This is a genomic window from Methylobacterium sp. NPDC080182 (genome assembly GCF_050281105.1).
In the GTDB taxonomy this organism is placed as follows: Bacteria; Pseudomonadota; Alphaproteobacteria; order Rhizobiales; family Beijerinckiaceae; genus Methylobacterium.
This window is the reverse complement of record NZ_JBNNWO010000018.1, coordinates 77,791-104,084: the sequence shown is the minus strand read 5'-3', so window position 1 is coordinate 104,084 and position 26,294 is coordinate 77,791. Positions and strand designations below refer to the sequence as shown.

Sequence of the window (26,294 nt, the reverse complement as noted above, 5' to 3'; positions counted from 1 at the left end):
GCCGCGGGAAGTACGATGTCTGACCTCACCCTCAACGGCATCCCGGTCATCGACACCTTCGCGGAGGCGTTCGACGTGGCCGGCACGGCCATCATCGTCACGAACGACACCGCCAAGTGGGCGATGATCGCCGCGACCACGATGACCGGCTTCGCCACCTCGGTGATCGGCTGCGGCGCCGAGGCCGGCATCGACGCCGAGCTGTCGCCCGAGGAGACGCCGGACGGGCGGCCGGGCGTGCGCATCCTGCTGTTCGGCTTCGAGCCGAACGGCCTCAAGGACCAGCTGATCAAGCGCGTCGGCCAGTGCATCCTCACCTGCCCGGGCACCGCCTGCTACGCGGGCGTCGACGGGCCGACCAAGATCAAGCTCGGCGGCGCGATCCGGTACTTCGGCGACGGGTTCGCGGTGGCCAAGCGCCTGCCCGACGCCACCGGCAAGGCCCGGCGCTACTGGCGCATCCCGGTGATGGACGGCGAGTTCCTCTGCGAGGATTCGGTCCGAGCCGTCGACGGCGCGGTCGGCGGCGGCAACCTGCTGTTCCTCGGGCGGAACCACGCCGAGACGCTGAAGGTCGCCGAGATCGCCGTCGAGGCCGCCAAGGCGGTCCCGGGCGCGATCCTGCCGTTCCCGGGCGGCATCGTCCGCTCCGGCTCCAAGGTCGGCGGCCGGACCAAGGGCATGATGGCCTCGACGAACGACGCCTACTGCCCGACCCTGAAGGGCCGCGCCGGCTCGGCGCTCCCGGCCGAGTGCGGCGTGGTGCTGGAGATCGTGATCGACGCCCTCACCTCGCAGGGCGTGTCCGACTCGATGCGCGCCGGCCTGCACGCCGCCACCGAGATCGGCGGCAAGCACGGGCTGATCGCCGTCACGGCCGGCAATTACGGCGGCAATCTCGGCCGCCACCACTACCACCTGCGCGACCTGATCGCGCGCGACAGCGCCAAGCCGGAGGGCTGAGCCGTGAGCACCCTCACCCTGCGCGCGGCCCCGCCCGAGCGCCTGGACCTCCTGAACGTCAACCCGCGGGCGCTCAGCCGCCTGTCCCAGGGCGAGGCCGAGCGCCTCGAGATCGGGACGACCCGGACCGGCGTGCGCCTCGGCGACTGCTTCGCGGTGGCGCTGGACGGCTCCGACACCCTGACCATCGAGGGCGGCCACGAGCGCCTCGACCGGGTCGGAGCGTCGCTGTCCGAAGGTACGATCCGGGTGACCGGCGATGTCGGCCAGCGCCTCGGCGCCGGCATGGCGGGCGGCAGCCTCACCGTCACCGGCCATGCCGGACCCTATGCGGCCTCCGGCGCCACCGGTGGCACGATCACCGTCGAGGGCGATGCCGGGGACTATGCCGGTGGCGCGGTCTACGCCGCGAAGGCCGGCCTCGACGGCGCGACGCTGATCATCCGCGGTAGCGCCGGCGCCCATCTCGGCGACCGGATGCGGCGCGGGACGATCGTGGCCGGGCGCGCGGGCGCCTTCGCGGGCTCGCGCATGATCGCCGGCACCCTGGCGGCGCTCGCGGTGGGCGATCATCCCGGCTTCGGCATGCGCCGCGGGACGCTCCTCGTCGGCAGCCACGGCCGGATGTCGCCGACCTTCGTGGAGACCGGGACGCACGACCTCGTTTTCCTGCGGCTGCTGGCCAAGGCCCTGCGCGGCCTGAGCGCCGAGCACGCCGACCTCCTCGGCAAGCCGCTGCGCCGCTATTCCGGCGACCTCGCGACGATCGCCAAGGGCGAGATCTGGGTCGCGGCCTGACGCCGCCTGGGCAAGGGGCGTGGACGCGTCCTATGCTCCCCGCCAAGCCGGCCCGCACGAGGCCGGCAGCCCGGGGAGGCGCCCATGCTGCTTCTGCTGTCGATCTGTCTCGTCGCCCAGCCCTCGACCTGCCGCGAGGACCGGATCGAGATGTCCTTCGAGAAATCGAGCCCCTTCGTGTGCCTGCGCAACTCGCAGAGCGCGCTCGCGACGTGGCAGGCGGCGCACCCGGAATGGCACGTGGAGCGGTGGCGCTGCGCCGCGAAGGGCAGCCTGCCGAAGGACCTGTGACGGGACCTTGGTTCGGCGCTCCGGCGGTGCCATGCTCGGGCCCGCCTGCACGGCGGGATTGAGGGCGGGACGGGGACGATGCGCTCGCTGAAGGTCCGCTTCGCGCTGCTGCTCGGCGGCACCGCCATCGTGGTGATGCTGGCCGCCGCGGCCGCCTTGGCGGCCATCGGGGCGGCGGAGCGCACAGTCGACCGGACCCTCGAGGCCCAGCGGCGCCTGGAGCTGCTGGCCGAGCTGTCCGGCCGCCTCACGCAGTTCGGTCTCGCGGCGGTGGAGACCGTCGGCAATCCCGACGGCCAGCCCGAGGCGATGGCGATCGCCCGCGACAACGCCGACCGCGCCCTGACCACCGTGGACGAGGCGCTCGCCAAGAGCTTCCCGCCGAGCGACGACCCGGCCGACCGGATGCAGTACGCCGCCCGCACCCGCCCCATGGCGCAACTGCGCGCGGCGCGCGCCGTGCTGGACCGGCAGGTTTCGCTGATCAGCCGCCAGACCGAGCCGGAGCGGCGTCAGGACGCGATCAAGGGCGCGCTCAACGGTTTCGGCGCCATGACCGGCCAGCCGCTCTCCTTCCTGATCGAGGCCGAGCGGCGCAGCATGGCGCTCGGCTCCGAGGAGGCCCGGGCGCTCTCGGAGCGCCTGCGGGTGGCGGCCGCCGCCGCGGTGGCCGCGGCCCTCGTGCTGCTGGCGGTCCTCTACCGCGGCGTCACCCGGCCGACCCTGGCCCGCATCGAGGAGGTCCGCCGCGCCGCGAGCGCCATCGGCCACGGCGCCCTGGACACGCGCCTCTCCGTCGCCACGCGGGACGAGCTCGGCCTGCTCATGACCAACGTCAACCGCATGGCCGCCCGCCTCGCCCGGCGGGAATCGCGGGTCGCGGCCGACCGGGCGGCGCTGGAGGACACCGTGGCGGCCCGCACCGCCGATCTGCGCGCCGCCAACGCCCGGCTCGAGGCCGTCGATCAGTCCCGCCGCCGCTTCTTCGCCGATGTCAGCCACGAGCTGCGCACGCCGCTGACGGTGATCCTGGGCGAGTGCGACCTCGCCCTGCGCGGCGCGTCCCGGGGTACCGATCCGGGACCGGTCTTCGCGACGATCAAGAAGCGGGCGCAGCGCCTCAAGCTGCGCGTCGAGGACCTGCTGCGCGTCGCGCGCTCGGAATCCGGCGAGATCGCGTTCGACAAGCGCCGCCTGGGGCTCGCCCAGGTCCTGGCGGAGGCCGTGGACAACATGAGCTCCGAGGCGGCGCGGCGCCGGGTGGGCCTCACCCTCGATCCCGGCACCCGCGACGTCGAGAGCCTCGCCGACCGCGAGTGGATGCGCCAGACCGTCGAGAGCCTCGTCGACAACGCGCTCCGCCACGCCGCCGGCCTCACCCGGGTCGAGGTCGCCCTGTCGGCAGGGCCCGGACCGGTCGGACGGATCACCATCACGGATGACGGACCGGGCTTCGGCGCGCCGGAGGACGCGCTGTTCGAGCGCTTCAAGCGCGGCTCGGGCGCCGGACCGGACGAGACCGGGTTCGGCATCGGGCTCGCGCTGGCGCGGTGGATCGTGGAGCAGCACGGCGGCACGATCCGGCTCGGCCCCGGGACGGACGGGCGCGGGGCCCGGGTCACCCTGGACATCCCGGCCTGCGATCCGGCATGGGAGACGGGCCCGGTCGACGGCGCTGCCGTTGGCGCCCAAGTGGGCGCCCAAGCGGGCGCGCAGGTGAAGGAGTCGGCCGCATGACGCGGATCCTGATCGTCGAGGACGATATCGACATCCGCGGCCTCCTCGCCCGAGGGCTCGAGGCCGAGGGATTCGAGGTCGGGACGGCGGCCTGCGTCGACGAGGCCCTGAAGGCGGCCCACGACCCGGCTCCCGGCGCGGTGCTGCTCGACATCAACCTCCCGGACGGTTCGGGCCACGACGTCTGCCGGTCCCTGCGCGAGGGCGGCTTCCCGGGCGCGATCCTGTTCCTCTCGGCCCGCGACGAGATCCGCGACCGGGCCGAGGGCCTGGCTCTCGGCGCCGACGACTACATCATCAAGCCCTTCGAGTTCGACGAGCTGGTCGCGCGCCTGCGGACCCACCTGATGCGCCGCGAGCAGGCGGAGGCGCCGCGCTCGCGCATCACCGCCGGCAAGCTGATGCTCGACCTCGAGACCCGGCAGGCGAGCTGCGGCGAGGCGAGCGCCCGCCTCACGCCCCGCGAGGCCGACCTGCTGGCCATGCTGATGGAGAATATCGGCAAGCCGGTATCGCGCGCCGACATCTTCGACCGGCTGTGGGCGAGCCAGGGCGGGCTCTCCCTCAACGTGGTCGACGTCTATATCGGCTACCTGCGCTCCAAGATGGCCGATTTCGTGCGCTACGGCGGGCCCGGCCTCGTCACCGTGCGGGGTAAAGGATTTATGCTGGAACTGCGCGGTCCCGACTTCCGGCAGTAGGCCCCTGTACTTTAGTCGCAGGCCCGCCCATTTCGTGATGGTTTCCGGACGCTTAGGAAGTCTCTCACGAAAAATTTGGGAGGATCCGGCAACTTAGTGCTTGAAGCCCGCGCGTGAATCGTCGATACCTCTCCGGCGCCGGAAATGAGAGCGCCATCAGTGTCTTAGGGTCCTCTTAGGAACCGCGTGGCACTCGGTGTAGATGTTGCCTGAGGAGAAACACCATGAAGTGGGCTGCCCCGATCGTGTCCGAGATCTGCGTCGGCATGGAAGTGACGAGCTACGAGTCGGCCGAGATCGACACCTTCAACTGAGTTTCACGGGCCGGGGATCTCGGGAGCCGCACCATGCGCGTCGTGATCCTCGGTTCCGCGGCCGGCGGCGGCCTTCCCCAGTGGAATTGCCGCTGCCCCATCTGCACGCTGGCGCGATCCGAGCCGGACCGGGTGCGGCCCCGGACCCAGTCGAGCATCGCGGTCTCCGCGGAGGGGTCGGATTGGCTGCTGATCAACGCCTCGCCGGACATCCGGCAACAGCTCTTCGATAATGCGCAGATGCATCCGCGCGAGGGCCTGCGCCACTCGCCGATCCGCGCCGTGCTCCTGACCAACGGCGACGTCGACCATGTCGCGGGTCTCCTGACCCTGCGCGAAGGTCAGCCCTACACGCTCTACGGCACGCGCGGGATCCTCGATTCGGTCAATGCCAACCGCGTCTTCGACGTGATGGCCGAGGGCGTGGTCGCCCGTCGGCCGATCGGCATGGACCAGCGCTTCGAGCCCCTCCCCGGCCTGGCGGTCACCCTCTTCCCGGTTCCCGGCAAGGTGCCGCTCTGGCTGGAGGACGAGACCATGCAGATCGGCGCCGAGACCGAGACCACGGTCGGCGCCCTGATCGAGGCCGGTGGCCGGCGCCTCGCCTACATTCCCGGATGTGCCCGGGTGACGGACGGTCTGCGCGCGCGGATCGCGGGCGTCGACGCGCTGCTCTTCGACGGAACCGTCCTGCACGACGACGACATGATCCGGGCCGGCGTCGGCACCAAGACCGGCTGGCGCATGGGTCACGTGCCGATGCGCGGCGAGAACGGCTCGATCGAGGCCCTGGCTTCGGTCGAGATCGGGCGCCGCGTCTTCGTGCACATCAACAACACGAACCCGGTCCTGGTCGAGGGCTCGCCGGAGCGGGCCGATGTCGAGGCGGCCGGCTGGACCGTGGCGCATGACGGGCTGGGTCTGACGCTCTAGGACGCCGCGCCGACGGCCTGCCGGATCCCCGCGCCGCGGCCTTATGCGCGACGGACGCTCGCCGGCGATGGTTGGGCGCCCGGGGGGACGGCACTATATCGTGGCTGAGCCCGGACAGTCGCCCCGCGCACGAGGGCGGGATCGGAACACAGGAAACGCGACCTGAGGACGGACGCCGGACACGCCATGAACGCCATTTTCCCGACCCCCGATGCCGCCGACAGCCAGCGTCTCCTGAGTCCCGAGGAACTGGAGGCGGCCCTGCGCGACATCGGCGCGCGCCGCTACCACAACCTGCACCCGTTCCATCGGCTGCTGCACGACGGCAAGCTGTCGAAGGACCAGGTCCGGGCCTGGGCGCTGAATCGCTACTACTACCAGGCGATGATCCCGGTGAAGGACGCCGCCGTGCTGGCGCGGATGACCGACGCGTCGCTGCGGCGGATCTGGCGCCAGCGGATCGTCGACCACGACGGCGACCACGAGGGTGACGGCGGCATCGAGCGCTGGCTCAAGCTGGCCGAGGGCGTCGGCTTCGACCGCGACTACGTGCTGTCGACCCGCGGCATCCTGTCGGCCACGAAGTTCTCGGTTGAGGCCTACGTCCATTTCGTCTCCGAGCGGACGCTCCTGGAGGCGATCGCCTCGTCGCTGACCGAGATGTTCTCGCCGACGATCATCTCCGAGCGCGTTGCCGGGATGCTGAAGAACTACGACTTCATCACCAAGGATACGCTGGCCTATTTCGACAAGCGCCTGACCCAGGCGCCGCGGGACGCGGATTTCGCCCTGGACTACGTCAAGCAGCACGCCACGACGCCGGAGCTGCAGCGGCAGGCGATGGCGGCGCTGACGTTCAAGTGCACCGTGCTGTGGACGCAGCTCGACGCCCTGTACTTCGCCTACGTGGCCCCCGGCATGGTCCCGCCGGACGCGTGGCAGCCCGGTGAGGGTCTGGTGGCCGAGGCGTCTCGGGCCAAGCCGGGAGCGGCCGGCGGGAAGATGGCGGCCGGCGACCGTCCGCGGCTGCCGCGCGGCGTCCGGCTGCGCAACGACGAGACCCGCGGCAAGTGGGTCCTGCTCGCCCCCGAGCGCACCTTCGACCTCGACGACAACGCCGTGGCGGTCCTGAAGCTCGTGGATGGCGCGCGGAGCGTCGCCGACATCGCGGACGAGCTGGGCAAGACCTACGCGGCCGATCCCCGCGCCATCGAGGCCGACATCCTGGTGATGCTCGACGGCCTCGCGGAGAAACGGGTTCTCGAGCGATGAACGCGCTGACGCCGAACCGCCCCGATGCGCCGGCCCCGGTCGGTCTGCTCGCCGAGCTGACCCACCGCTGCCCGCTGCGCTGCCCGTACTGCTCGAACCCGCTCGAGCTCGACCGGCGGTCGGGCGAGCTCGACACGCAGACGTGGCAGCGCGTGCTCGGGGAGGCCGCGGCGCTCGGCGTCTTGCACGTGCACCTGTCCGGCGGCGAGCCGACGGCGCGCAACGACATCGTCGAGATCACCAAGACCTGCGCCGATCTCGGCCTGTACTCGAACCTGATCACATCCGGCGTCGGCGGGGCGCTGGGCAAGCTGCAGGCGCTCTACGATGTCGGGCTCGACCACGTGCAGCTCTCGGTGCAGGGCGTCGACGCGCAGAACGCTGAGAAGATCGGCGGCTTGAAGAACGCCCAGCCTCAGAAGTTCGAGTTCGCCGCCAAGGTGGTGGAGCTCGGCCTTCCCCTCACGCTGAACTCGGTGATCCACCGCGGCAACATCCACGAGGTGGCGGGCTTCATCGATCTCGCGGTGAGGATGGGCGCCAAGCGGCTCGAGGTGGCGCACACGCAGTATTACGGCTGGGCCTACGTCAACCGCGCCGCCCTGATGCCCGACAAGGCGCAGGTCGACGAATCGATCCGGATCGTCGAGGCGGCCCGGGAGCGCCTGAAGGGCCAGCTCGTCATCGACCTCGTCGTGCCCGACTATTACGCGAAGTACCCGAAGGCCTGCGCGGGCGGCTGGGGCCGCAAGCTGATGAACGTCACGCCCCAGGGCAAGGTCCTGCCCTGCCACGCGGCCGAGACGATCCCGGGGCTGGAGTTCTGGAACGTCAACGACCGCTCGCTCGGCGAGATCTGGCGCGACTCGCCGGCCTTCACGGCCTATCGCGGCACCGACTGGATGAAGGAGCCCTGCCGCTCCTGCGACCGGCGCGAGAAGGACTGGGGCGGCTGCCGCTGCCAGGCGCTCGCGCTCGCCGGCGACGCGGCCGCCACGGACCCGGCCTGCTCGCTCTCGCCGCTCCACGCCAAGGTGCGGGCGCTCGCCACCGAGGAGGCGGCCGAGAACCCGCCCGACTACGTCTACCGGACGATCGGCAGCAACGTCCGGTCGCCGCTCAAGGAGGAAGTGAACTCGTGAGAAGTCTTGTCGTGAGGGGCCTCGCCGCGACGTCGGTCGCGCTGGCTCTGGCCGCGCTGCCGGCCCTCGCCGAGGACGCGCCGAAGCCCGCCACCGTCACCCCGGCGAACGCCGCCGCCCCGCCCTCCGCGGCGGATCTGCTGTTCGACCAGCCGCACATGAAGAACACGGCCGCGGGCTCGACGCTGACCTACGATTACCTGCGCCGCTCGGGGATCTCGAAGGGGCCGTTCGGGGCGCCGCTCGAGGACACGATCCAGCTGAAGGTGACGCCCGGGAAGACCGCCGAGGGCCGCGACATCAGCGTCGTGATGTTCTCCGGGCTGAACCGGATGCCGGCCGGCCCGTTCGAGGACATGGCGGGCAACCCGGTCGTCTCGCTCTTCCTCGAGAACCATCTCCGGGCCGTCGCGAAGGTGCTGGAGGCGAACCCGCGCTACCTCAAGCTCGCGATCCGCAAGGGCCTGCGCGAGAAGGCGACGGTGACGCCGACCAAGGTGGATATCGGCGGCCGCGAGGTCGACGGCTGGCGCGTGGTCACGAAGCCGTTCGCGGGCGACTCGATGGCGCAGCGCATGCGCGGCATGGACGACATGACCTATACCTTCGTGACCGCGCCCTCGGTGCCGGGCGAGATCGTCTCGATCGAGGCGTCGTCGAAGAGCCCGGACGGCGGCGAGCTGCTTGAGGAGAAGCTGAGCTATGATCAGAAGGCTGGCTGAACGGGGCGCGCTGGCCGCCCTCGCCCTCACGCTGTCGGGCCTGACCGGCTGGGCCGCCGAGGAGAACGACTACCCGACCGACGCGCGGGTCGACTACGTGTTCGGCTGCATGGCCGCCAACGGCCAGACCCGCGAGAGCCTGCAGAAATGCTCGTGCTCGCTGGATCAGCTCGCCGCGATCCTCCCCTACGACAAGTACGTTCAGGCGAGCACGGTGCTCTCGATGCGGCAGGGCATCGGCAACCGGGCGAACGAGTTCAAGTCGACCAAGATCTTCGACGACAAGGTCGCGGAGCTGCGCCGCGCCCAGGCCGAGGCCGAGATCCGCTGCTACCACGGCTGACGCGCAGGTCTGGGCCGCACGGCGAGGCCGGCGTTGCGCCGGCCTCCCGATTCGCGCACACCGGCTCCCGAACCGCGCTCGTGAACGGGACCCGCCTGTGACCCCCTCTTCCCGCCTGTCCGACCTGCTGCCGGCGCTCGGCGGCCGCACGCTGGTCATGGGCATCCTCAACGTCACGCCCGATTCCTTCTCCGACGGCGGGCTGTTCGCCGGGGAGGCCGAGGCCGTGGCCCAGGCCGAGCGGCTGGTCGCCGAGGGGGCGGCGATCCTCGACGTCGGCGGGGAATCGACGCGGCCCGGCCACGTTCCGGTCCCCGCCGAGGAGGAGCAGGCGCGCGTCGTGCCGGTCATCCGGGCCGTGGCGCCGCGGCTGCCGGTGCCGATCTCGATCGACACCTACAAGGCCTCGACGGCGCGCGCCGCGCTCGAGGCCGGCGCGCGGATCGTGAACGACGTCTGGGGCCTCCAGCGCGAGCCCGACATCGCCAACGTCGCGGCCGCCCACGGCGCGCCGGTCATCATCATGCACAACCGCGAGACGATCGAGCCGGAGCTCGACATCGTCGCCGACATGCTGGCCTTCTTCGAGCGGTCCCTCGCGATCGCCCACCGGGCGGGCCTCGCGGATTCCGAGATCGTGCTCGACCCGGGGGTCGGGTTCGGCAAGACCTGGAATCAGCATCTCGAGGCGCTGCGGCGGCTGCCCGAGATCCGCGCCCTCGGCTTTCCGGTCCTCGTCGGCGTCTCGCGCAAGTCGCTCCTCGGACGCCTGCACGACCGCGAGACCCGTCCGGCGGACCGCCTGCACGGGTCCCTCGCCGCCCACGCCGTCGCGGCGACCCTCGGGGCCGACATCGTGCGCGTGCACGACGTGGCCGCGCATATCGACGCGATGCGCGTCGTCGACGCCGTGATGCGGCCGGAGGCGCGCTGAGCATGGCGGGCGACCTGATCCGCGTCACCCGGATCGCCGTGTTCGGCCGGCACGGCGTGCTGGCCGAGGAGGCGGTGCTCGGTCAGCGCTTCTACATCTCCCTGGAAGCGGAACTCGATCTCGGCCCGGCGGGCCGCTCCGACGACGTGGCCGGCACGGTGAGCTACGCGGATCTCACGGCGGTGGCGGTCGCGATCGCCACCGAGCGCCGGTTCAACCTGATCGAGGCCCTGGCCGAGACGGTGGCCGCGGAGATCCTCGCGCGCTTCGCGCAGGTCGACGCCATCACCGTTCAGGTCGACAAGCCGAGCGCGCCCGTCCCCGCCATTCTGGACAGCGTCGGCGTCGCGATCACGCGCCGCCGCGGAGCCGGTCGATGAGGGCGTATCTCGGAATCGGCAGCAATGTCGGCGACATGGCCGCGATGCTCGACCGCGCGGTCACCGGTCTCGCCGCGATCCCGGGCATCGACGTCGTGGCGCGCTCGGCCGACTACCGGACTCCGCCCTGGGGCAAGACCGATCAGCCGTGGTTCCTGAACGGGGCCGTGGCGGTCGAGACCGACCTCGATCCGCACGGGCTGCTCGACGCCTGCCTGCGGGTGGAGCACGACCTCGGCCGGATCCGCGAGGAGCGCTGGGGGCCCCGTGTGATCGACATCGACGTCCTGGCCTACGAGGGCGCCAGCATCGACGACGCGCGCCTCGTCCTGCCGCACCGCTACGTGCGCGAGCGGGCCTTCGTGCTCGTCCCGCTGGCGGAGATCGCGCCCGACCTCGTCATCGGCGGCGAGCGCGTGGTGGACGCCCTGGCGAAGCTCGACTCGACCGGTATCGCGCGCGCCTGATGGCGGCGCGCGCCGCGGCGCTGCGCGTCAGCGCTCGCCGGGGGCGACGAGCTTGTTCTCTTCCTCGTCGAGGAGCGGCACGTCGTAGTCGCGAAGGACCTTGTCGATGTCGGCCTTGCGCTTGCGCAGGATGGTGTTCAGCGAGCGCTTCCAGTCGTTCTCGCCGATCCGGACACCCATGGCGATCCGGTACGCCATCGGCGGACGCTCCGGCTCCTTCAGCAGCGGCACGACGCTCATGGGCGTGCCGGACTGCTTGGCGAGCCAGCCCGCCGCCGGGCCCCAGAGGACGGCCGCGTCGATCTCCTTCGCGGCCAGGGCCGCGACGATCTCGGCAGCGACCGTCTGGTGCTTGCGGGACGGGTCGAGCTGGTAGGGCGCGTAGGCCTTCATGGCCGAGACGAGGCCCAGTTCACCCATCCGGTTGACCGGCGGCGTCCCGGCGATCACGCCGATGCTCTTGCCCTTCAGCCGCGGGTCGTCGAGGGCCGTCACACCGTCGAGTTCGCCCGCGCGGGTGACCAGCGTGTACGCCGATCGATAATAGGGATTGGTGGTCTGGACGAGGTCGCTGCCGAAGGCCTGGCCCATGATGACGTCGCAGAGGCCGGTTCCGAGCGTGTTGCGCACGAAGCCCGGACCCTGCGTCAGCCAGTAGTAGCGGACCTTGATCTTCAACTCGTCGGCGATGATCGCCGCGATCTTGTTCTCGAAGCCGTCCTCCTTGCGTTCGGAGAACGGCATGTTGCCCGGATCACCGCAGACGCGCAGCACGTCCGTGGTGACGGTATCCGGCAGATGCTGGGCGAGCGCGCCCTGCGCCCCGAAGACGGTCAGGGCGCAGAGAACGGCGATCCGGGCAGGAGACGACATCAGCCGCCCATGCATTCCTTCTCCGCCTTCTTGGCGGTCTCGGGCTTGCCCTCGTGCTCGGAGGGACGGATACGCCCGATCGCGCCGGAGGCGCGCGCCTTGAGGTAGACGTAGAGGTCGTCCGAGTAGCACATGACGTTCTTGTTGTCGCCGAAGGCCGGCATGACCTTCTGCTCGGCGGCGTTCACTTCCTGCTTGCCGCCCGCCAGGATGCCGATGAACTCCTCGTAGGAGAGGTGCTTCAGCGAGTCCTTGAGGGCCGGCGCGTAGGTCGAGCCCATGCCGTCCGGGCCGTGGCAGACGTGGCACTCGGCGTGATAGCGGCGGTAGCCCGAGTAGGTGTACCAGTCGAGCATCTTGCCGTCCTGGGTCACGTGGAACGTCGGGTGGCCCTCGGCGTCGAAGTACTTGCCGTCGTCGACCTTCACGGCCGCGTCCTTCTTCAGGAGTTTGTCATCCTGCTCGGCGGTCTTGTCGTTCGCGTTCAGCGAATTCGCCAGCTTGGGGTCGGCGGGCTTGGCATCCTCAGCATGTACGGCAACCGTCGAGACGGTCGCTAGGGCGAGGGCGGCGATAACCGGCCGCGTTACGATCTTGCTGAGGTTGAGCAACGCATGTGTCTCCCTTGATCGAGGCTCTTGGTCTCCCTCCGAGACGCAGCCTCTTGCGAGAAAGTCTAATCACAAGGATGCCGGCGCGGGAACCCGCGCCGGCACCATTTTTCACTTCAAACCCTGCGGCCGATTAGTTCGGCAGGGCGAAGACCGTCAGCTGACCGCCGAGGTTGGTGTACTGCGACAGAGCCGCGTAGCCACCCACCGCGCCGAGGCCGGCGTTCGGGTCGGTCAGGCCGGCCGCGAGGCCGATGCCGGCCCAGCCGCCGACGCCCGAGAGGACGCCCACGTACTGCTTGCCCTTGTGCTGGTAGGTCATCACGTTGCCGATGATGCCCGACGGGGTCTTGAACTTGAACAGCTCCTTGCCGGTCTTGTCGTCGACCGCCTTCAAGTAGCCCTCAAGCGTGCCGTAGAACACGACGTCGCCAGCGGTGGCCAGAGCACCGGACCACACCGAGAACTGCTCGGGGTTCGTCCACTTGATCTTGCCGTTGACGCCGTCCCACGCGATGAAGTTGCCCATGCCGCCGTGCGAGTTCGGGGCCGGGTACATCGAGAGGGTCGCACCGACGTAGGGCTGGCCCGGGGTGTAGGTCACCCGGAACGGCTCGTAGTCCATGCAGACGTGGTTGGTGGGCACGTAGAACAGGTTGGTCTTCGGCGAGAAGGCCGCAGGCTGCTGATCCTTGGTGCCCAGCGCCGCCGGGCAGATGCCCTTGGAGTTGGTGTCCTCACCGTTCTGCTCGGTCGAGTACTTCGACACGACCAGTGGCCGGCCGTAGTTCTTCGAGCCCTTGTCCATGTCGACCTTGGTCGCCCAATTGACGGCCGGGTCGAACTTCTCGGCGACGAGGAGGGTGCCGTCCGCGCGGTTCAGCGTGTAGCCGAAGCCGTTACGGTCGAAGTGGGTCAGGAGCGGCTGCTCCTTGCCGTCGATCTTCTGATCCGTGAGGATCATCTCGTTGATGCCGTCGTAGTCCCACTCGTCGTGGGGGGTCATCTGGTAGACCCACTTGGCCATGCCGGTGTCCGGGTTACGCGCCCAGATGGTCATGGACCACTTGTTGTCGCCCGGACGCTGCTTGGGGTTCCAGGTCGAGGGGTTGCCCGAGCCGTAGTACATCAGGTCGAGCTTGGGGTCGTACGAGAACCAGCCCCAGGTGCAGCCGCCGCCGGTCTTCCACTGATCGCCTTCCCAGGTCTTCAGCGAGGAATCCTTGCCGATCGGCTTGCCGAGCGAGGTGGTCTTCTCCGGGTCGACGATCAGCTGATCGTCCGGGCCCTCGGAGTAGCCGCGCCACACCTTCTTGCCGGTCTTCAGGTCGTAGGCGGTGACGTGGCACTGCACGCCGAACTCGCCGCCCGAGATGCCGACGATGACCTTGTCCTTGACCGGCAGAACCGTCGCGGTGTTGGTCTCGCCCTTCTTCGGGTCGCCGTTCACGACCGACCAGTTGACCTTGCCGGTCTTGGCGTCGAGCGACACGAGGGTGGTGTCGGCCTGGTGCAGGAGGATGGCGCCGTCGGCGTAGGCCAGACCACGGTTGACCGTGTCACAGCACATGACCGGGATCACGGACGGATCCTGCTTCGGCTCGTACTTCCAGACGATCTTCGCGTCGTGGTCGAGGTCGAGGGCGTACACGATGTTCGGGAACGGCGTGTGCACGTACATCATGTTGCCGACGACGAGCGGCGAGCCCTCGTGGCCGCGCAGCACGCCGGTCGAGAACGTCCAGGCGACCTGCAGGTCCTTGACGTTCTTGGCGTTGATCTGGTCGAGCTTCGAGTAGCGCGTATTCGCGTAGTCTACCGTCTGAAGAACCTGTTCCGCCGGGTTGGCGATGCCCTTCATGACGCTTTCATTGGCCAGCGCCGGCGCGGCGACGGCCGCGACACCTGCGCCGAGCGCAAGGAGATGTACCGCTCTCATGGGTTCCTCCGACAAGTCTTGAGAGTTCTCACGGCGCGCGAAGAGAGTGGCGTCGCTCGGACTCCGACCTGACTGTTTGCGACAGGGATGGACGCCTCGGTAGCGGGCATAGTGGACTTCGAGGAGATCTACTGATCCCCTAGCCAGGAGCCGCCATCCCTGAGGCGTCTCCCTCGAAACCGAGGCTTGCCCGGACCTTAAGAGATTTTTGAGCGCCGTCAACTCGCTGTTCGACGCCTGTGGGCACACGGTGAAAGCTTCTTTTCGGGTGACACAGGCACGATGGATGTCATGCGTTTGCGAAAAGAAATGTTGCGACGCACAAGAGAAGCTGCCTGCTCTGGCCTCGGTCTCACGGGGTTGTGTCCGTGTCCCATGCAGACCTTGCAAACAGGCGAGCTTTGCTGCGCTTAAGCATGCGTCCCCCGCGCGGTGGGCGGGATTTAGGCGCACCCAAGCGCGCGGCCGATGTGGTTCGCCGGACTGCAGTGCAAGACGCTTCGGCGGCTATGAGTTGCCGAATTTTCCCGAAAGCCCGCTGTGCGCCCAGTCGCCGCATCCCGTTTTTCCGCGGATCCCGGCCTGATCGGTGGGGTTCGCGCGCGACAAATTGCCGAATCATCCCGCTTCTGAGAATCGGGATGGGTCGCGCGCGCGGACCAGAAGGCCTCTTTCAGGATCTGCGGAACGGCTCTTGCCGGCGTCAGACCGCGCCGACCGGCCCGGTGCTCTCGAACTCGGCCGTGTCGCCGATCAGGTCGGTCACGGAGATGTTGAGGCGACGGCCGTTGGACAGGCGGAGCTGGGCATCGGGCTCGAGCCAGACCGGCCGCAGGCCCGCGTAGCTGCCGTACAGATTGCCGTAAGCGACGACACCGCCTTCGCGCCTCTCGACCACAACCCGGTAGCGGACGCGGACGGACTCACACCCTTCGGCCGACACGAGACCGCGCCCGGTCAGCGTCTTGAGGATCTCGTTCGGCTCGAACATACGCGGGACGCAGGGGCGGGATTAAGCGGCAACCGAATTGCCATTTAATCCCGGACCCGCGGCGAGTCACGCCCGCCAGTGCGGATTGTGCGGTCAGTGCCGCTGCGGCGTCATCGGTCCGGGTCGGCGCCGCTGCCGACAGGTTCGGCTTCCAGGGGACGGACCACGATGCGACCGGACTCGACCGAGAGGGCCAGCCGTCCCTGCTTCAGCGCCAGCGCCTTCTCGCCGAACAGCGTCCGGCGCCAGCCCTGCAGCGCCGGGACCTCGGCGTCGTCGTCATCGGCGACCGCCTCCAGATCGTCGACCGTGGCGATGATCTTCGGCGCCACGCCCTCGGCCTCGCAGACCGCCTTCAGCAGGACCTTCAGGAGTTCGACGATCGCGCCGTTGCCGCCGCTCCGTCGCACGCGCTCGGGCATCCGGACGGCGCTCGTGTCGCGGGCGAGACCGCGCTCCACGGCGGCGACGATGTCGGCCCCCGTCCGGGAGCGCTCGAAGCCCGCCGGGATCGTCCGCAGCCGCCCGAGCGCCTCCGCGCTCCGCGGCGCCGCCGACGCGATATCGATGACCGCCTCGTCCTTCAGGACGCGCCCGCGCGGCACGTTGCGCGTCTGCGCCTCGCTCTCGCGCCAGGCCGCGACCTCCATCAGCACGGCGATCTCCCGCGGCTTGCGCATGCGGCCGGAGAGGCGGCGCCACGCCTGCGCGGGATCGGCGCGGTAGGTCTCGGGAGACGTCAGCACCGCCATCTCCTCGTCGAGCCACGCGCCGCGGTCGGTCCGCAGCAGCTCGGCGACGAGGACTTCATAGATCTTCACCAAGTGGGTGACGTCGGACAGCGCGTAGGTCAGCTGCGCCTCCGAGAGCGGGCGCCGCGACCAGTCGGTGAAGCGAGAGGACTTGTCGATCTTGGCCTTCGCGACGTCGTTGACGAGCTGCTCGTACGAGACGGAATCGCCGTAGCCGCAGACCATGGCGGCGACCTGCGTGTCGAAGAACGGGTGCGGCAGGATCCCGCCGATCAGCCAGATGATCTCCAGGTCCTGGCGGGCGGAGTGGAACACCTTGACGGTGCCCTCGTCGGCCATGAGGGCGATGAACGGCCCGAGGTCGATCCCCGGCGCCAGCGGATCCACCAGGACGCCGGTCCCGTCCGGTGCCGCCATCTGGATCAGGCACAGTTTCGGATAATACGTCGTCTCGCGCATGAACTCCGTGTCGACGGTCACGAAGGGCTGCTCGGCGAGACGTGTGCAGATCTGGCGCAGCGCGTCAGTGGTGGTGATCAGGTCCATGCACCGGCTATACGCAACCGCGGCGGACATGGGGAGACGCGGCTTCGCAGGTCCCCATCTTTCACGCGTTCACGCGCGGCCCGATGACCGCGATCACGCCACGGCCGCGACCGCCGCCTTCCGGCGCGCCCGCGCCTGCCGGCGGATCCGCAGCGCGTCGGCCCGACGCTGCGCCTCGGCGCGCGCGAGCAGGCGGTCGAGGATGCCGGTCTCGATCCGCTCGCCGGTGGCCCCGTCGACGAGGCGGCGGATCCGGTCGACCCGGAACCCGCGATAGCCGCCGCGCCGGGCATCGATGCCGCCGAGCAGCGTCCGCCCCGGACCGAGCCTGAGCTCGCGGGCGTCGAGGGAGCGGTTGCTCCAGGCCCCGGCCGCGTCCTCGTAGACGAGGTCGAAACGGCCCTCGAGGGGCAGCGTCCGCCACCCGGCCGCGGTGCGTTCGGGCGCCGCCTTCGCGGGGCGCTCCAGATCGAAAAAGAGGTTGTCGTTCATGGAGATGATATGGGGATTCGGGGTCTCCTGCGGTAGGCCGGCGGGCGAGTCGCGCGCGGCTTTCGGCGCCGTTCTGCGCGCCCCGCGCTTGACTTGGGGGGCCTCGCGTGAATGGTGCCGGCCTTCCCACAGAAGAAGCCCGTCATGCACCGTTACCGTTCCCACACCTGCGGGGCGCTCCGCCCGTCCGATGTCGGGCAGAGTGTCCGCCTCTCCGGCTGGTGCCACCGCATCCGCGACCACGGGGGCGTGCTGTTCGTCGATCTGCGGGACCATTACGGCCTGACCCAGTGCGTGATCGATTCCGATTCCCCGGCCTTCAAGGCCGCCGAGGCCGTGCGCTCGGAATGGGTCGTGCGGATCGACGGGCGCGTGCGCACGCGCCCGGCCGGCACCGAGAATGCCGAGCTGCCGACCGGCGCGGTCGAGGTATACATCGACGACCTCGAGGTGCTGGGGCCGGCGGGCGAGCTGCCGCTGCCGGTCTTCGGAGACCTCGAGTATCCGGAGGAGACGCGGCTCCGGTACCGCTTCCTCGACCTGCGCCGGGAAAAGCTCCACGCCAACATCATGAAGCGCGGCGCGATCATCGACTCGCTCCGCCGCCGGATGCGCGAGGGCGGCTTCTTCGAGTTCCAGACCCCGATCCTGACAGCCTCGTCGCCCGAGGGCGCCCGCGACTACCTCGTGCCGTCGCGGGTCCATCCCGGCAAGTTCTACGCGCTCCCGCAGGCGCCGCAGCAGTTCAAGCAGCTGACGATGATCGCGGGCTTCGACCGCTACTTCCAGATCGCGCCGTGCTTCCGCGACGAGGATGCCCGCGCCGACCGCTCGCCGGGCGAGTTCTACCAGCTCGACATCGAGATGAGCTTCGTCACCCAGGAGGACGTGTTCCAGGCGGTCGAGCCGGTCCTGCGCGGCGTGTTCGAGGAGTTCGCCGAGGGCAAGCGCGTCACCAAGGAATTCCCGCGGATTACCTACGCGGACTCGATGCTGAAGTACGGCGTCGACAAGCCGGACCTGCGCAACCCGCTCATCATCGCCGACGTCTCCGACCTGTTCGCCCGCGAGGACGTGGCGTTCAAGGCGTTCAAGGGCGTGGTCGCCTCCGGCGGCGTCGTCCGGGCGATCCCGGCAACCGGCGCGGCGAGCCAGCCGCGCTCGTTCTTCGACAAGCTCAACGACTGGGCCCGCTCCGAGGGCGCGCCCGGCCTCGGCTACGTCGTGTTCGAGGAGGAGAACGGCGCGCTCACCGGCAAGGGGCCGATCGCCAAGTTCATCCCTTCCGAGGTTCAGGCCCTGATCGCCGAGCGCTCCGGCGCGAAGGCGGGCGACGCCGTGTTCTTCTCCGCCGGTCCGGAGGCCAAGGCGGCCGGGCTCGCCGGCAAGGCGCGCGTCCGGATCGGCGACGAGCTGGGCCTCTGCGACAAGGACCAGTACGCGTTCTGCTGGATCACCGACTTCCCGATGTACGAGTGGAGCGAGGAGGAGAAGCGGATCGACTTCTCCCACAACCCGTTCTCGATGCCGAACATCGACCGCGAGGAGTTCCTCGCGCTCGACCTCGACGCCCTCGCGAGCGAGGACGAGAACGGCGCGAACACCAAGCGGATCCTCGGGATCAAGGCGTTCCAGTACGACATCGTCTGCAACGGCGTGGAGCTGTCCTCGGGCGCGATCCGCAACCACCGTCCGGACGTGATGGAGAAGGCCTTCGCCATCGCGGGCTACGGCCACGAGGTGCTGGAGCAGAAGTTCGGCGGCATGCTCAACGCCCTGCGCATGGGCGCCCCGCCGCACGGCGGCATCGCGCCGGGCGTGGACCGCATCGTCATGCTCCTGTGCAACGAGCCGAACATCCGCGAGGTCGTGCTGTTCCCGATGAACCAGCGCGCCGAGGACCTGATGATGGGCGCGCCCTCCGAGGCGACCCCCAAGCAGCTGCGCGAGCTGCACATCCGCCTCAACCTGCCCGAGAAGAAGGCCTGAGGCGCCCATAGTCCCCCGCGGTGGCGAGCCTCGTCGCGATCGTCGTCGCCCACGACAGCGCCGACGTGCTGCCGGCCTGTCTCGCGGCGCTCGCCGCCGAGCATGTGCCGGCGATCGTCGTGGACAATGCCAGCCGGGACGCCTCCGCGTCGGTCGCGGAGGCGGCCGGCGCGCAGGTGATCCGCAACGCCCGCAACGAGGGCTACGGCCGCGCCAACAACCGGGGCGTCCGCGCGGCCGAGACGGCGGAGCACGTCCTCGTCGTCAACCCGGACGTCGTGCTGCGGCCGGGCACCGTGGACGCCCTGCTGGACGCGGCCCGCACCTGGCCGGATGCCGGGCTTATCGCCCCGCGCCTCGTCGAACCCGACGGGCGCTACTTCTTCCAGGCGCGGTCCCTGCTCGCGCCCTACCTGACCAATCCCGCGGGCCGGCTCGCGCTGCCGCAGGGCGATGCCTGCGCGCCGTTCCTCTCCGGGGCCTGCCTGATGATGCCGCGCGCCCTGTTCCTCGATCTCGGCGGCTTCGACGAGAACATCTTCCTGTTCTACGAGGACGATGATCTGTGCCGGCGTGTGGCCGACAGCGGCCGCGCCCTGATCCACGTCCACCGCGCCGAGGCGCTGCACGGTCGCGGCCGATCGTCGGCGCCGGAGCCGGGACGGGTGTTCCGCGCGCGCTGGCATCAGGCGTGGTCGCGCGCCTATGTCAGCCGGAAGTACGGCCTCCCGGACCCGAGCCTCGCCGTCCTGGGCGCCAACCTGCCGAAGACGCTGCTGTCGGGTCTGGTCCTCCGGCGGGCCGGACTCGAGCGTTACGGCGGCTCGGCCGCGGGCGCCCTCGCCTTCCTGCGCGGCCGGACCGCGCTGGCCCGCGAGGGTCTGACCGGATGAGCGCGCCGACGATCGCGACCGCTCTGGCGCGCGGGCGCAACGGCTTCACCGGCCTGCGGCTGATGCTGGCTCTGGCCGTCGTGGTGTCCCACGCGTTCAGCGTCGCGACCGGCGCGGCCGGCGACGAGCCCCTCGCCCGGCTGACCGGCTACACGCTGGGCGAGCACGCGGTGAACGGATTCTTCGCGGTGTCGGGCTTCCTGGTCACCATGAGCTGCGACCGCCGCGGCCTCCGGGACTACGCCCTCGCCCGGACCCTGCGGATCCTGCCGGGACTCGTGGCGGCGACGCTCGTCGTCGCGCTCGGGCTCGGCGCGGCCCTGACCCGCCTGCCCGTCACCGAGTACTGGCGCGATCCCGCCCTGTGGTCGTTCATCCGCGGGACGCTGACGACCTTCAAGAGCAACGCCGCCCTCCCCGGCGTCTTCGAAGCGAATCCCTACCGGGCGCCCCTCGGCACGGTCTGGACGCTCAAGTACGAGGTGCTGTGCTACCTCGGCGTCCTCGTCGCCGCCCTGTGTGGCCTGCTCCGGCGCCGGTGGTCGGCGCCCCTGATCGTGGCCGGCCTGGCGCTCGCCCTGACGATCGCCTGCGGCCTCCGCGGTCCGGACCTGCCCAAGGGCACCGAGACGGCGCTGCGCCTGCCGCTGATCTTCGCGGCCGGGGCGTGTCTCTACCTGTGGCGCGACCGCCTGCGTGTCTCGGCGGCGGCCCTCGCCTGCCTGGTCTTCGGCGCCTTCGTTCTCGCGCGGACGCCGGCCTACCCGGCCCTGCTGTTCCTCGCCGAGGCCTACGGCGTGGTCTGGCTCGCCCTCGGCCCCCTCGCGCGCAGCCTGTTCGACCCTGCGGCCGACCTCTCCTACGGGATCTATCTCTACGGCTGGCCGGTCCAGCAGGCCCTGCACGCCCTGTGGCCGGCCGCCTCCGGGCCCGCGCTGCTGGTGCCGGCCCTCGCCCTCACGCTGCCGGTCGCGGCGCTGTCCTGGTACGGGGTCGAGCGGCCGGCCCTGTCGCTGAAGGCGCGCGCGCTCGGGCGGCGGCGCCTCGGCACGATCGAGCCGGCCGGGCCGTGACCGCCGCAGGCCCGCTTCCGCCGCTCGCGGCGCTGGGTCTGGCGGCGCGGATGCTGGAGGCGGACGGCTTCGCGATCGTCGCCCGGAACGAGCGCGGCGACAGCCTCTACCTGCGGCGACCGGACTGCGCCTGGCACCTGCGCGTCTCGAACCACCGGCGCACCGCCAAGCAGCGCGCCCGGCGCTCCGATATCCTCGCGAGCCTCGTCATCGACGGGCCGCGCTCCTCGGATCAGATCGGGAACCTCGTCCGCGAGGCCGTCCGGAACTTCGAGGCCGCCCTGGCGCGGGTGGTGGATCAGGCGTCCGCGGCGGGGTCGCGGAAGTAGGGCTCCACGGTACCCTTCAGCTTCACGGTCATCGGGTTGCCGGCCCGGTCGAGGGCCTTGCCGGCCGAGAGGCGGACCCAGCCCTCGCTCACGCAGTACTCCTCGACGTTCGTCTTCTCGACGCCCTTGAACCGGACACCGACCCCGCGCTCCAGCACCTTCTCGTCGTAGAACGGGCTGTTCGGGTTGGAAGCGAGGCGGTCGGGGGGCGTGTCGGTCATCGTCCGGATCTCGGATGGTCTTCGTGGAGGGCTCCGCCGGTACGGGAATCCGGGCCCGCGCGCAACGCCGCGAGCAGGTCGGCGATCCGCCCGCTCTGGAGCAGCGGCACCAGCCGCGTCACCGCGTCGTGCGGGAGGTCCCACCACGCCGCCGCGACGAGTGCCTCCACGGTCGCCGCGTCGAAGCGGTGGCGCACGACCTTGGCCGGGTTGCCCGCCACCACGGCGTAGGCCGGCACGTCGCGGGTCACCACGGCGCGGGCCGCCACCACGGCCCCGTGCCCGACGGTCACCCCCGAGAGGATCATGCAGCCCGATCCGAGCCAGACATCGTGCCCGATCACCACGTCGCCCCGGGAGGCGTGGAAATCCTCCGGCGCCGCGGCGTCCGGGAACAGCCCGCGCATCGCCGCGAAGGGATAAGTCGACGCCCAGTCGAGGCGGTGATCGCCGCCGAGCAGGATCTCGACCTTGTCAGCGATGGAACAATAGCGGCCGATCGTCAGCCGCCGCCCGCTCTCCGGGAAGCGGACTTTTGGACGCCCGTACGAATAAGCGCCTATGGAGAACCCGTGGGTCCTCGCCAGCTCGGCGAGGTGGATCCGGGTCTCGTTGTGCGGGTTGCGCCCCCTGCGCAGCCGGTGCAACAGACCGGTCATGACGCGAGCCCGCGCGATGCGCGACCGCGTCGTCCTCGGTGAAAAAGGTGAGCGGGAGCGTGGGCGATGGCCGATAACATGTCCGAGGACCTCAAGGCCGGGGCGCTCGTCTACCACCGCCTGCCCAAGCCCGGGAAGCTGGAGATCCAGGCGACCAAGCCGCTCGGCAACCAGCGCGACCTCGCCCTGGCCTACTCGCCCGGCGTCGCCGCGGCCTGCATGGCGATCCACGACGACCCGCAGCAGGCCGCCGAACTCACGGTGCGCCAGAACCTCGTGGCGGTGCTGTCCAACGGCACGGCCGTGCTCGGCCTCGGCGATATCGGCCCGCTGGCCTCGAAGCCCGTGATGGAGGGCAAGGCCGTCCTGTTCAAGAAGTTCGCCGGCATCGACGTCTTCGACATCGAGGTCGACCAGAAGGACGTCTCCAAGCTCGTCGACGTGGTCTGCGCCCTCGAGCCGACCTTCGGCGGCATCAACCTCGAGGACATCAAGGCGCCCGAGTGCTTCGAGGTCGAGGAGCAGTGCCGGGCCCGGATGAACATCCCGGTCTTCCACGACGACCAGCACGGCACCGCGATCATCGTGGCCGCCGCCGTCCTCAACGGCCTGGAACTCGCCGGCAAGAACCTGTCCGACGTCCGGATCGTCACGTCCGGCGCCGGCGCGGCGGCTCTGGCCTGCCTCAACCTCCTCGTGTCGCTCGGGGCGACCCGCGAGAACATCACGGTCACCGACATCAAGGGCGTCGTCTACAAGGGCCGCGCCGAGCTGATGGACCGGTGGAAGGACGTCTACGCCCAGGAGACCGACAAGCGGACGCTCGCCGAGGTGATTCCGGGGGCGGACGTGTTCATCGGCCTGTCGGCCGGCGGCGTGCTCAAGCCCGAGTACCTGAAGGAGATGGCCGAGAAGCCGCTGATCATGGCGCTCGCCAACCCCTACCCGGAGATCATGCCGGATCTGGCCGAGAAGGAGCGGCCGGACGCCATGATCTGCACCGGCCGGTCGGACTTCCCGAACCAGGTCAACAACGTCCTGTGCTTCCCCTACATCTTCCGCGGGGCGCTCGATGTCGGCGCTCACAAGATCAACGAGGAGATGAAGAAGGCCGCCGTCAAGGCGATCGCGGGCCTGGCCCACGAGACCACCTCGGACGTGGTCGCCCGCGCCTACGGCGGCGAGGCCCGGCCGTTCGGACCGAAATCCCTGATCCCGAGCCCCTTCGACCCGCGCCTGATCCTGCGCATCGCCCCGGCGGTGGCCAAGGCCGCGATGGATTCCGGCGTCGCCGGCCGGCCGCTCCCGGACCTCGACGCCTATGTCGAGAGCCTCGACCGGTTCGTGCACCGGTCCGGCCTGATCATGAAGCCGCTGTTCTCGAAGGCGAAGGCCGAGCCCAAGCGCGTGATCTACGCCGAGGGCGAGGACGAGCGCGTGCTCCGCGCCGTCCAGGCGATCGTCGAGGACAAGGTCGCCCTGCCGATCCTGGTCGGCCGGCCGCGGGTGGTCGAGACCCGCCTGAAGCGCTTCGGCCTGTCGATGGTGCACGGCCGCGACTTCGAGCTGATCGATCCCGAGGACGATCCCCGCTACCGCGCCTACGTCCAGACCTACCTGGAAGTCGCCGGTCGCCGCGGCATCACGCCGGACGCGGCCCGGACCCTGGTCCGCACCAACAACACGGTGATCGGCGCCATCGCGGTCCGCCGCGGCGAGGCCGACGCGCTGATCTGCGGCCTGGAGGGCCGGTTCGAGACGCGCCTGCGCATCATCCGCGACGTGATCGGGCTCGCGCCGGGCGTGGAGCAGTGCGCCGCGATGAGCCTCGTGGTGACGCATAACGGCGCCTACTTCCTGGCCGACACCCATGTCCGCCAGAACCCCACCGCCGAGGAGATCGCCGACGTGGCGCAGGCCTGCGCCAGCCACGTCAGCCGGTTCGGGATGACGCCGAAGATCGCGCTCCTCAGCCACTCGGATTTCGGCCAGTCGGATTCGCCCTCCGCGATGAAGATGCGCGACGCCCTCGCGCTCCTGCACACGCGGAATCCCGAGCTGCAGGTCGACGGCGAGATGCAGGCCGATTCCGCCCTCAACGAGATGGTGCGCGAGCGCGTCCTGCCGGGCTCGCGCCTCAAGGGCGCGGCCAACGTCCTGATCTTCCCGAATCTCGACGCCGCCAACATCGCCTTCCAGTTCGCGAAGGTGCTGGCGGACGCGCTGCCGGTCGGCCCGCTCCTGATCGGCCCGGCCAAGCCCGCCCACATCCTGACGCCGTCGGTGACGGCGCGCGGCATCGTCAACGTCACGGCCGCCGCCGTGGTCGAGGCCCAGGCGGACGAGGCCGTCGCGCGCGCCGAGGAGGGCGGCGTCGGCATGCTCTCGGAGTGAGGGGCGCCCGTCGGCGGCCGCCAGCGTGGCCGTCGATTTGCTTGCCCGCCCCGGGACCACGAAACCACCGGGAGACGACGCGATGTGCGCGGGCGACGATCCAACCTGCCACGCCTTCGAGGAGCACCGCCGCCGGTTCCGGCGGGATCTCGAGCCTGAGCGGCGCGCCTTCCTGAAGAGCGGCTTCGCGGCGACCGGCGCCGCGGCCGCGGCCCTCGCGGCCGGCGGTCCGTCGCTCGTGAGCCCGGCCCTGGCCCAGGCGAGCGGCGCCAAGATCGCCGCCACGGCGCATTACCACCTGCCGGCGAATGCCGAGACGGTCCACTGGGGCTTCTTCAGCCGCAGCCTCAAGCCCAAGGTCGAGATCGGCTCGGGCGACTTCGTCACGATCGAGACGCTCACCCACCAGGCGAGCGACGATGCCGAGCGCATGATCCAGGGCGATCCGGGCGCCGAGAGCGTCTATCTCTGGACCAAGGACAAGATGGGCGTCTCGCCCCGCGGAGCCGGCGCCATGGACGCCAAGGTCGGCCCCGGCGGTGGCCTCGGCGTGCACATCTGCACCGGCCCGGTGGCGATCCGCGGCGCCGAGCCCGGCGACGTCCTGGAGGTGCGCATCCTCGACGTCGCCCCCCGCCCCTGCGCCAATCCCAGGTACAAGGGACTGGCCTTCGGCAGCAACGCGGCGGCGTGGTGGGGCTACCACTACAACGACCTGATCACCGGCGATAAGCCCCGGGAGGTCGTGACCATCTACGAGGTCGACGCCACCGGCGAGCGCGACTGGGCCCGGGCGGTCTACAGCTTCCGCTGGCCGGGCGTGACCGACCCGTTCGGCGTCTCCCACCCGACCATCGATTATCCCGGCCTGCCGGTGGACCACACGAAAACCCAGAAGACCTTCGAGGTCCTGAAGGGCATCCGCGTGCCGATCCGGCCGCATTTCGGCACCATGGGCGTGGCGCCCGCCGAGGCCGACCGGGTGAACACGATCCCGCCGAGCTACACCGGCGGCAACATCGACAACTGGCGGATCGGCAAGGGCGCGACCCTCTACTACCCGGTGGCGGTGCCGGGCGCCCTGTTCTCCGTGGGCGATCCCCACGCCAGCCAGGGCGATTCCGAACTGTGCGGCACCGCGATCGAGTGCTCGCTCACCGGCACCTTCCAGTTCATCCTGCACAAGAAGGCGGACCTGCCCGGCACGCCGCTGGAGGCGCTCGACTTCCCGATGATCGAGACCCGGGACGACTGGGTTCTGTCCGGCTTCAGCTACCCGAACTACCTGCGGGATCTCGGTCCGGACGCGCAGAGCGCGATTTTCCAGAAATCCTCGATCGACCTCGCCATGCGCGACGCCTTCCGGAAGATGCGCCAGTTCCTGATGCACGCGAAGGGCCTCACGGAGGACGAGGCGATCTCGCTGATGTCGGTGGCAGTCGATTTCGGGATCACGCAGGTCGTGGACGGCAACTGGGGCGTCCACGCCGTGGTCAAGAAGGCGATCTTCTCCGATCGCGTCGCCTGACGCCTGA

At 70.3% G+C, this 26,294-nt stretch carries 28 protein-coding genes; 20 read left to right on the top strand and 8 right to left on the bottom strand.

All coding sequences use genetic code 11. The features are described 5' to 3' along the window. Positions 1–15: 15 nt before the first annotated feature. From fhcD to folK, 14 genes are all read left to right on the top strand, one after another. Complete coding sequence (fhcD, locus tag ACQKQD_RS27440) at positions 16–963, top strand: formylmethanofuran--tetrahydromethanopterin N-formyltransferase (protein WP_427510115.1); 948 nt, start codon at positions 16–18, stop codon at positions 961–963. A 3-nt stretch (positions 964–966) separates the two neighbouring features. After that, complete coding sequence (locus tag ACQKQD_RS27435; RefSeq protein WP_056521171.1) at positions 967–1,761, top strand: formylmethanofuran dehydrogenase subunit C; 795 nt, start codon at positions 967–969, stop codon at positions 1,759–1,761. 84 nt (positions 1,762–1,845) lie between these two features. After that, positions 1,846–2,052 (top strand): hypothetical protein, encoded by a 207-nt coding sequence (locus ACQKQD_RS27430; protein WP_012317529.1) that lies wholly within the window; start codon positions 1,846–1,848, stop codon positions 2,050–2,052. Between the two features lie 78 nt (positions 2,053–2,130). Further along, on the top strand, positions 2,131–3,789 hold the full coding sequence (locus ACQKQD_RS27425; protein WP_427510114.1) for an ATP-binding protein: 1,659 nt from the start codon (positions 2,131–2,133) through the stop codon (positions 3,787–3,789). Next, positions 3,786–4,490 (top strand): response regulator transcription factor, encoded by a 705-nt coding sequence (locus ACQKQD_RS27420; protein ID WP_020091831.1) that lies wholly within the window; start codon positions 3,786–3,788, stop codon positions 4,488–4,490. The genes ACQKQD_RS27425 and ACQKQD_RS27420 overlap by 4 nt, the downstream gene beginning before the upstream one ends. 224 nt (positions 4,491–4,714) lie before the next feature. Continuing rightward, positions 4,715–4,804, top strand: coding sequence for a pyrroloquinoline quinone precursor peptide PqqA (pqqA, locus tag ACQKQD_RS27415; protein ID WP_012317526.1), 90 nt, complete (start codon positions 4,715–4,717; stop codon positions 4,802–4,804). A gap of 33 nt (positions 4,805–4,837) precedes the next feature. Then, a complete protein-coding gene (gene pqqB, locus ACQKQD_RS27410) occupies positions 4,838–5,737 on the top strand; it encodes a pyrroloquinoline quinone biosynthesis protein PqqB (protein WP_427510113.1) in 900 nt (299 codons plus the stop codon). A gap of 186 nt (positions 5,738–5,923) precedes the next feature. Next, positions 5,924–7,009: a pyrroloquinoline-quinone synthase PqqC gene (gene pqqC / locus ACQKQD_RS27405; RefSeq protein ID WP_427510112.1), complete on the top strand. Its 1,086-nt coding sequence runs from the start codon at positions 5,924–5,926 to the stop codon at positions 7,007–7,009. Next, complete coding sequence (gene pqqE / locus ACQKQD_RS27400; protein ID WP_427510111.1) at positions 7,006–8,151, top strand: pyrroloquinoline quinone biosynthesis protein PqqE; 1,146 nt, start codon at positions 7,006–7,008, stop codon at positions 8,149–8,151. Before pqqC ends, pqqE begins: the two co-directional genes overlap by 4 nt. Further along, positions 8,148–8,873 (top strand): hypothetical protein, encoded by a 726-nt coding sequence (locus ACQKQD_RS27395; RefSeq protein ID WP_056521183.1) that lies wholly within the window; start codon positions 8,148–8,150, stop codon positions 8,871–8,873. The genes pqqE and ACQKQD_RS27395 overlap by 4 nt, the downstream gene beginning before the upstream one ends. Beyond that, positions 8,854–9,216 (top strand): hypothetical protein, encoded by a 363-nt coding sequence (locus tag ACQKQD_RS27390; RefSeq protein WP_091978084.1) that lies wholly within the window; start codon positions 8,854–8,856, stop codon positions 9,214–9,216. The genes ACQKQD_RS27395 and ACQKQD_RS27390 overlap by 20 nt, the downstream gene beginning before the upstream one ends. A gap of 97 nt (positions 9,217–9,313) precedes the next feature. Continuing rightward, on the top strand, positions 9,314–10,150 hold the full coding sequence (folP, locus tag ACQKQD_RS27385) for a dihydropteroate synthase (protein ID WP_331297458.1): 837 nt from the start codon (positions 9,314–9,316) through the stop codon (positions 10,148–10,150). A gap of 2 nt (positions 10,151–10,152) precedes the next feature. Next, entirely contained in the window at positions 10,153–10,530 is a 378-nt protein-coding gene (gene folB, locus ACQKQD_RS27380; protein ID WP_020091824.1) for a dihydroneopterin aldolase, read from the top strand. Beyond that, complete coding sequence (gene folK / locus ACQKQD_RS27375; RefSeq protein WP_132366958.1) at positions 10,527–10,997, top strand: 2-amino-4-hydroxy-6-hydroxymethyldihydropteridine diphosphokinase; 471 nt, start codon at positions 10,527–10,529, stop codon at positions 10,995–10,997. Before folB ends, folK begins: the two co-directional genes overlap by 4 nt. A gap of 27 nt (positions 10,998–11,024) precedes the next feature. On the opposite strand, the gene xoxJ is transcribed toward folK, so the two are convergent. The 6 genes from xoxJ to ACQKQD_RS27345 form a co-directional block, all read right to left on the bottom strand. Beyond that, positions 11,025–11,870: a rare earth element methanol dehydrogenase accessory protein XoxJ gene (gene xoxJ / locus ACQKQD_RS27370; protein ID WP_244526844.1), complete on the bottom strand. Its 846-nt coding sequence runs from the start codon at positions 11,868–11,870 to the stop codon at positions 11,025–11,027. Continuing rightward, positions 11,870–12,481: a c-type cytochrome, methanol metabolism-related gene (locus ACQKQD_RS27365; RefSeq protein WP_020091821.1), complete on the bottom strand. Its 612-nt coding sequence runs from the start codon at positions 12,479–12,481 to the stop codon at positions 11,870–11,872. The genes xoxJ and ACQKQD_RS27365 overlap by 1 nt, the downstream gene beginning before the upstream one ends. Positions 12,482–12,614: 133 nt before the next feature. Beyond that, positions 12,615–14,420 (bottom strand): lanthanide-dependent methanol dehydrogenase XoxF1, encoded by a 1,806-nt coding sequence (gene xoxF1, locus ACQKQD_RS27360; protein ID WP_026604740.1) that lies wholly within the window; start codon positions 14,418–14,420, stop codon positions 12,615–12,617. Between the two features lie 703 nt (positions 14,421–15,123). Then, positions 15,124–15,411 (bottom strand): hypothetical protein, encoded by a 288-nt coding sequence (locus ACQKQD_RS27355; protein WP_427510110.1) that lies wholly within the window; start codon positions 15,409–15,411, stop codon positions 15,124–15,126. A 110-nt stretch (positions 15,412–15,521) separates the two neighbouring features. Then, complete coding sequence (gene rnd / locus ACQKQD_RS27350) at positions 15,522–16,709, bottom strand: ribonuclease D (protein WP_020091818.1); 1,188 nt, start codon at positions 16,707–16,709, stop codon at positions 15,522–15,524. Between the two features lie 93 nt (positions 16,710–16,802). Further along, on the bottom strand, positions 16,803–17,201 hold the full coding sequence (locus ACQKQD_RS27345; protein WP_170855122.1) for a hypothetical protein: 399 nt from the start codon (positions 17,199–17,201) through the stop codon (positions 16,803–16,805). Positions 17,202–17,345: 144 nt separating this feature from the next. Between ACQKQD_RS27345 and aspS the strand changes: the two genes are divergently transcribed. Genes aspS through ACQKQD_RS27325 form a run of 4 tightly spaced genes read left to right on the top strand, consistent with a single transcriptional unit; the run spans position 17,346 to position 21,485 of the window. Beyond that, positions 17,346–19,190: an aspartate--tRNA ligase gene (gene aspS / locus ACQKQD_RS27340; protein WP_427510109.1), complete on the top strand. Its 1,845-nt coding sequence runs from the start codon at positions 17,346–17,348 to the stop codon at positions 19,188–19,190. A gap of 20 nt (positions 19,191–19,210) precedes the next feature. Then, complete coding sequence (locus tag ACQKQD_RS27335) at positions 19,211–20,083, top strand: glycosyltransferase family 2 protein (protein ID WP_427510108.1); 873 nt, start codon at positions 19,211–19,213, stop codon at positions 20,081–20,083. After that, positions 20,080–21,156 (top strand): acyltransferase family protein, encoded by a 1,077-nt coding sequence (locus ACQKQD_RS27330; protein WP_427510107.1) that lies wholly within the window; start codon positions 20,080–20,082, stop codon positions 21,154–21,156. The genes ACQKQD_RS27335 and ACQKQD_RS27330 overlap by 4 nt, the downstream gene beginning before the upstream one ends. After that, on the top strand, positions 21,153–21,485 hold the full coding sequence (locus ACQKQD_RS27325; protein ID WP_427510106.1) for a hypothetical protein: 333 nt from the start codon (positions 21,153–21,155) through the stop codon (positions 21,483–21,485). The genes ACQKQD_RS27330 and ACQKQD_RS27325 overlap by 4 nt, the downstream gene beginning before the upstream one ends. On the opposite strand, the gene ACQKQD_RS27320 is transcribed toward ACQKQD_RS27325, so the two are convergent. Further along, positions 21,455–21,706: a DUF3297 family protein gene (locus tag ACQKQD_RS27320; RefSeq protein ID WP_020091812.1), complete on the bottom strand. Its 252-nt coding sequence runs from the start codon at positions 21,704–21,706 to the stop codon at positions 21,455–21,457. The genes ACQKQD_RS27325 and ACQKQD_RS27320 overlap by 31 nt on opposite strands. Continuing rightward, positions 21,703–22,365, bottom strand: a complete 663-nt coding sequence (locus ACQKQD_RS27315; protein ID WP_427510105.1) for a CatB-related O-acetyltransferase — start codon at positions 22,363–22,365, stop codon at positions 21,703–21,705. Before ACQKQD_RS27315 ends, ACQKQD_RS27320 begins: the two co-directional genes overlap by 4 nt. Positions 22,366–22,431: 66 nt before the next feature. Between ACQKQD_RS27315 and ACQKQD_RS27310 the strand changes: the two genes are divergently transcribed. Beyond that, complete coding sequence (locus tag ACQKQD_RS27310) at positions 22,432–24,759, top strand: NADP-dependent malic enzyme (protein WP_020091810.1); 2,328 nt, start codon at positions 22,432–22,434, stop codon at positions 24,757–24,759. Positions 24,760–24,841: 82 nt separating this feature from the next. After that, positions 24,842–26,287 carry an acetamidase/formamidase family protein gene (locus ACQKQD_RS27305; RefSeq protein WP_020091809.1) on the top strand — a complete coding sequence of 482 codons (1,446 nt, stop codon included), beginning with the start codon at positions 24,842–24,844 and terminating at the stop codon, positions 26,285–26,287. Positions 26,288–26,294 lie beyond the last annotated feature (7 nt).

Excerpts from the sequence above, each read along its gene's own strand:
- pqqB (WP_427510113.1), top strand. The coding sequence starts at position 4,838 with ATGCGCGTCGTGATCCTCGGTTCCGCGGCCGGCGGCGGCCTTCCCCAG.
- ACQKQD_RS27315 (WP_427510105.1), bottom strand. The coding sequence starts at position 22,365 with ATGACCGGTCTGTTGCACCGGCTGCGCAGGGGGCGCAACCCGCACAAC.
- pqqA (WP_012317526.1), top strand. The coding sequence starts at position 4,715 with ATGAAGTGGGCTGCCCCGATCGTGTCCGAGATCTGCGTCGGCATGGAA.
- ACQKQD_RS27430 (WP_012317529.1), top strand. The coding sequence starts at position 1,846 with ATGCTGCTTCTGCTGTCGATCTGTCTCGTCGCCCAGCCCTCGACCTGC.
- fhcD (WP_427510115.1), top strand. The coding sequence starts at position 16 with ATGTCTGACCTCACCCTCAACGGCATCCCGGTCATCGACACCTTCGCG.
- folB (WP_020091824.1), top strand. The coding sequence starts at position 10,153 with ATGGCGGGCGACCTGATCCGCGTCACCCGGATCGCCGTGTTCGGCCGG.
- xoxF1 (WP_026604740.1), bottom strand. The coding sequence starts at position 14,420 with ATGAGAGCGGTACATCTCCTTGCGCTCGGCGCAGGTGTCGCGGCCGTC.
- ACQKQD_RS27345 (WP_170855122.1), bottom strand. The coding sequence starts at position 17,201 with ATGAACGACAACCTCTTTTTCGATCTGGAGCGCCCCGCGAAGGCGGCG.
- ACQKQD_RS27320 (WP_020091812.1), bottom strand. The coding sequence starts at position 21,706 with ATGACCGACACGCCCCCCGACCGCCTCGCTTCCAACCCGAACAGCCCG.
- pqqC (WP_427510112.1), top strand. The coding sequence starts at position 5,924 with ATGAACGCCATTTTCCCGACCCCCGATGCCGCCGACAGCCAGCGTCTC.
- ACQKQD_RS27425 (WP_427510114.1), top strand. The coding sequence starts at position 2,131 with ATGCGCTCGCTGAAGGTCCGCTTCGCGCTGCTGCTCGGCGGCACCGCC.
- rnd (WP_020091818.1), bottom strand. The coding sequence starts at position 16,709 with ATGGACCTGATCACCACCACTGACGCGCTGCGCCAGATCTGCACACGT.
- ACQKQD_RS27330 (WP_427510107.1), top strand. The coding sequence starts at position 20,080 with ATGAGCGCGCCGACGATCGCGACCGCTCTGGCGCGCGGGCGCAACGGC.
- ACQKQD_RS27355 (WP_427510110.1), bottom strand. The coding sequence starts at position 15,411 with ATGTTCGAGCCGAACGAGATCCTCAAGACGCTGACCGGGCGCGGTCTC.
- aspS (WP_427510109.1), top strand. The coding sequence starts at position 17,346 with ATGCACCGTTACCGTTCCCACACCTGCGGGGCGCTCCGCCCGTCCGAT.
- ACQKQD_RS27310 (WP_020091810.1), top strand. The coding sequence starts at position 22,432 with ATGGCCGATAACATGTCCGAGGACCTCAAGGCCGGGGCGCTCGTCTAC.
- pqqE (WP_427510111.1), top strand. The coding sequence starts at position 7,006 with ATGAACGCGCTGACGCCGAACCGCCCCGATGCGCCGGCCCCGGTCGGT.
- folK (WP_132366958.1), top strand. The coding sequence starts at position 10,527 with ATGAGGGCGTATCTCGGAATCGGCAGCAATGTCGGCGACATGGCCGCG.
- ACQKQD_RS27305 (WP_020091809.1), top strand. The coding sequence starts at position 24,842 with ATGTGCGCGGGCGACGATCCAACCTGCCACGCCTTCGAGGAGCACCGC.
- ACQKQD_RS27420 (WP_020091831.1), top strand. The coding sequence starts at position 3,786 with ATGACGCGGATCCTGATCGTCGAGGACGATATCGACATCCGCGGCCTC.
- ACQKQD_RS27390 (WP_091978084.1), top strand. The coding sequence starts at position 8,854 with ATGATCAGAAGGCTGGCTGAACGGGGCGCGCTGGCCGCCCTCGCCCTC.
- xoxJ (WP_244526844.1), bottom strand. The coding sequence starts at position 11,870 with ATGTCGTCTCCTGCCCGGATCGCCGTTCTCTGCGCCCTGACCGTCTTC.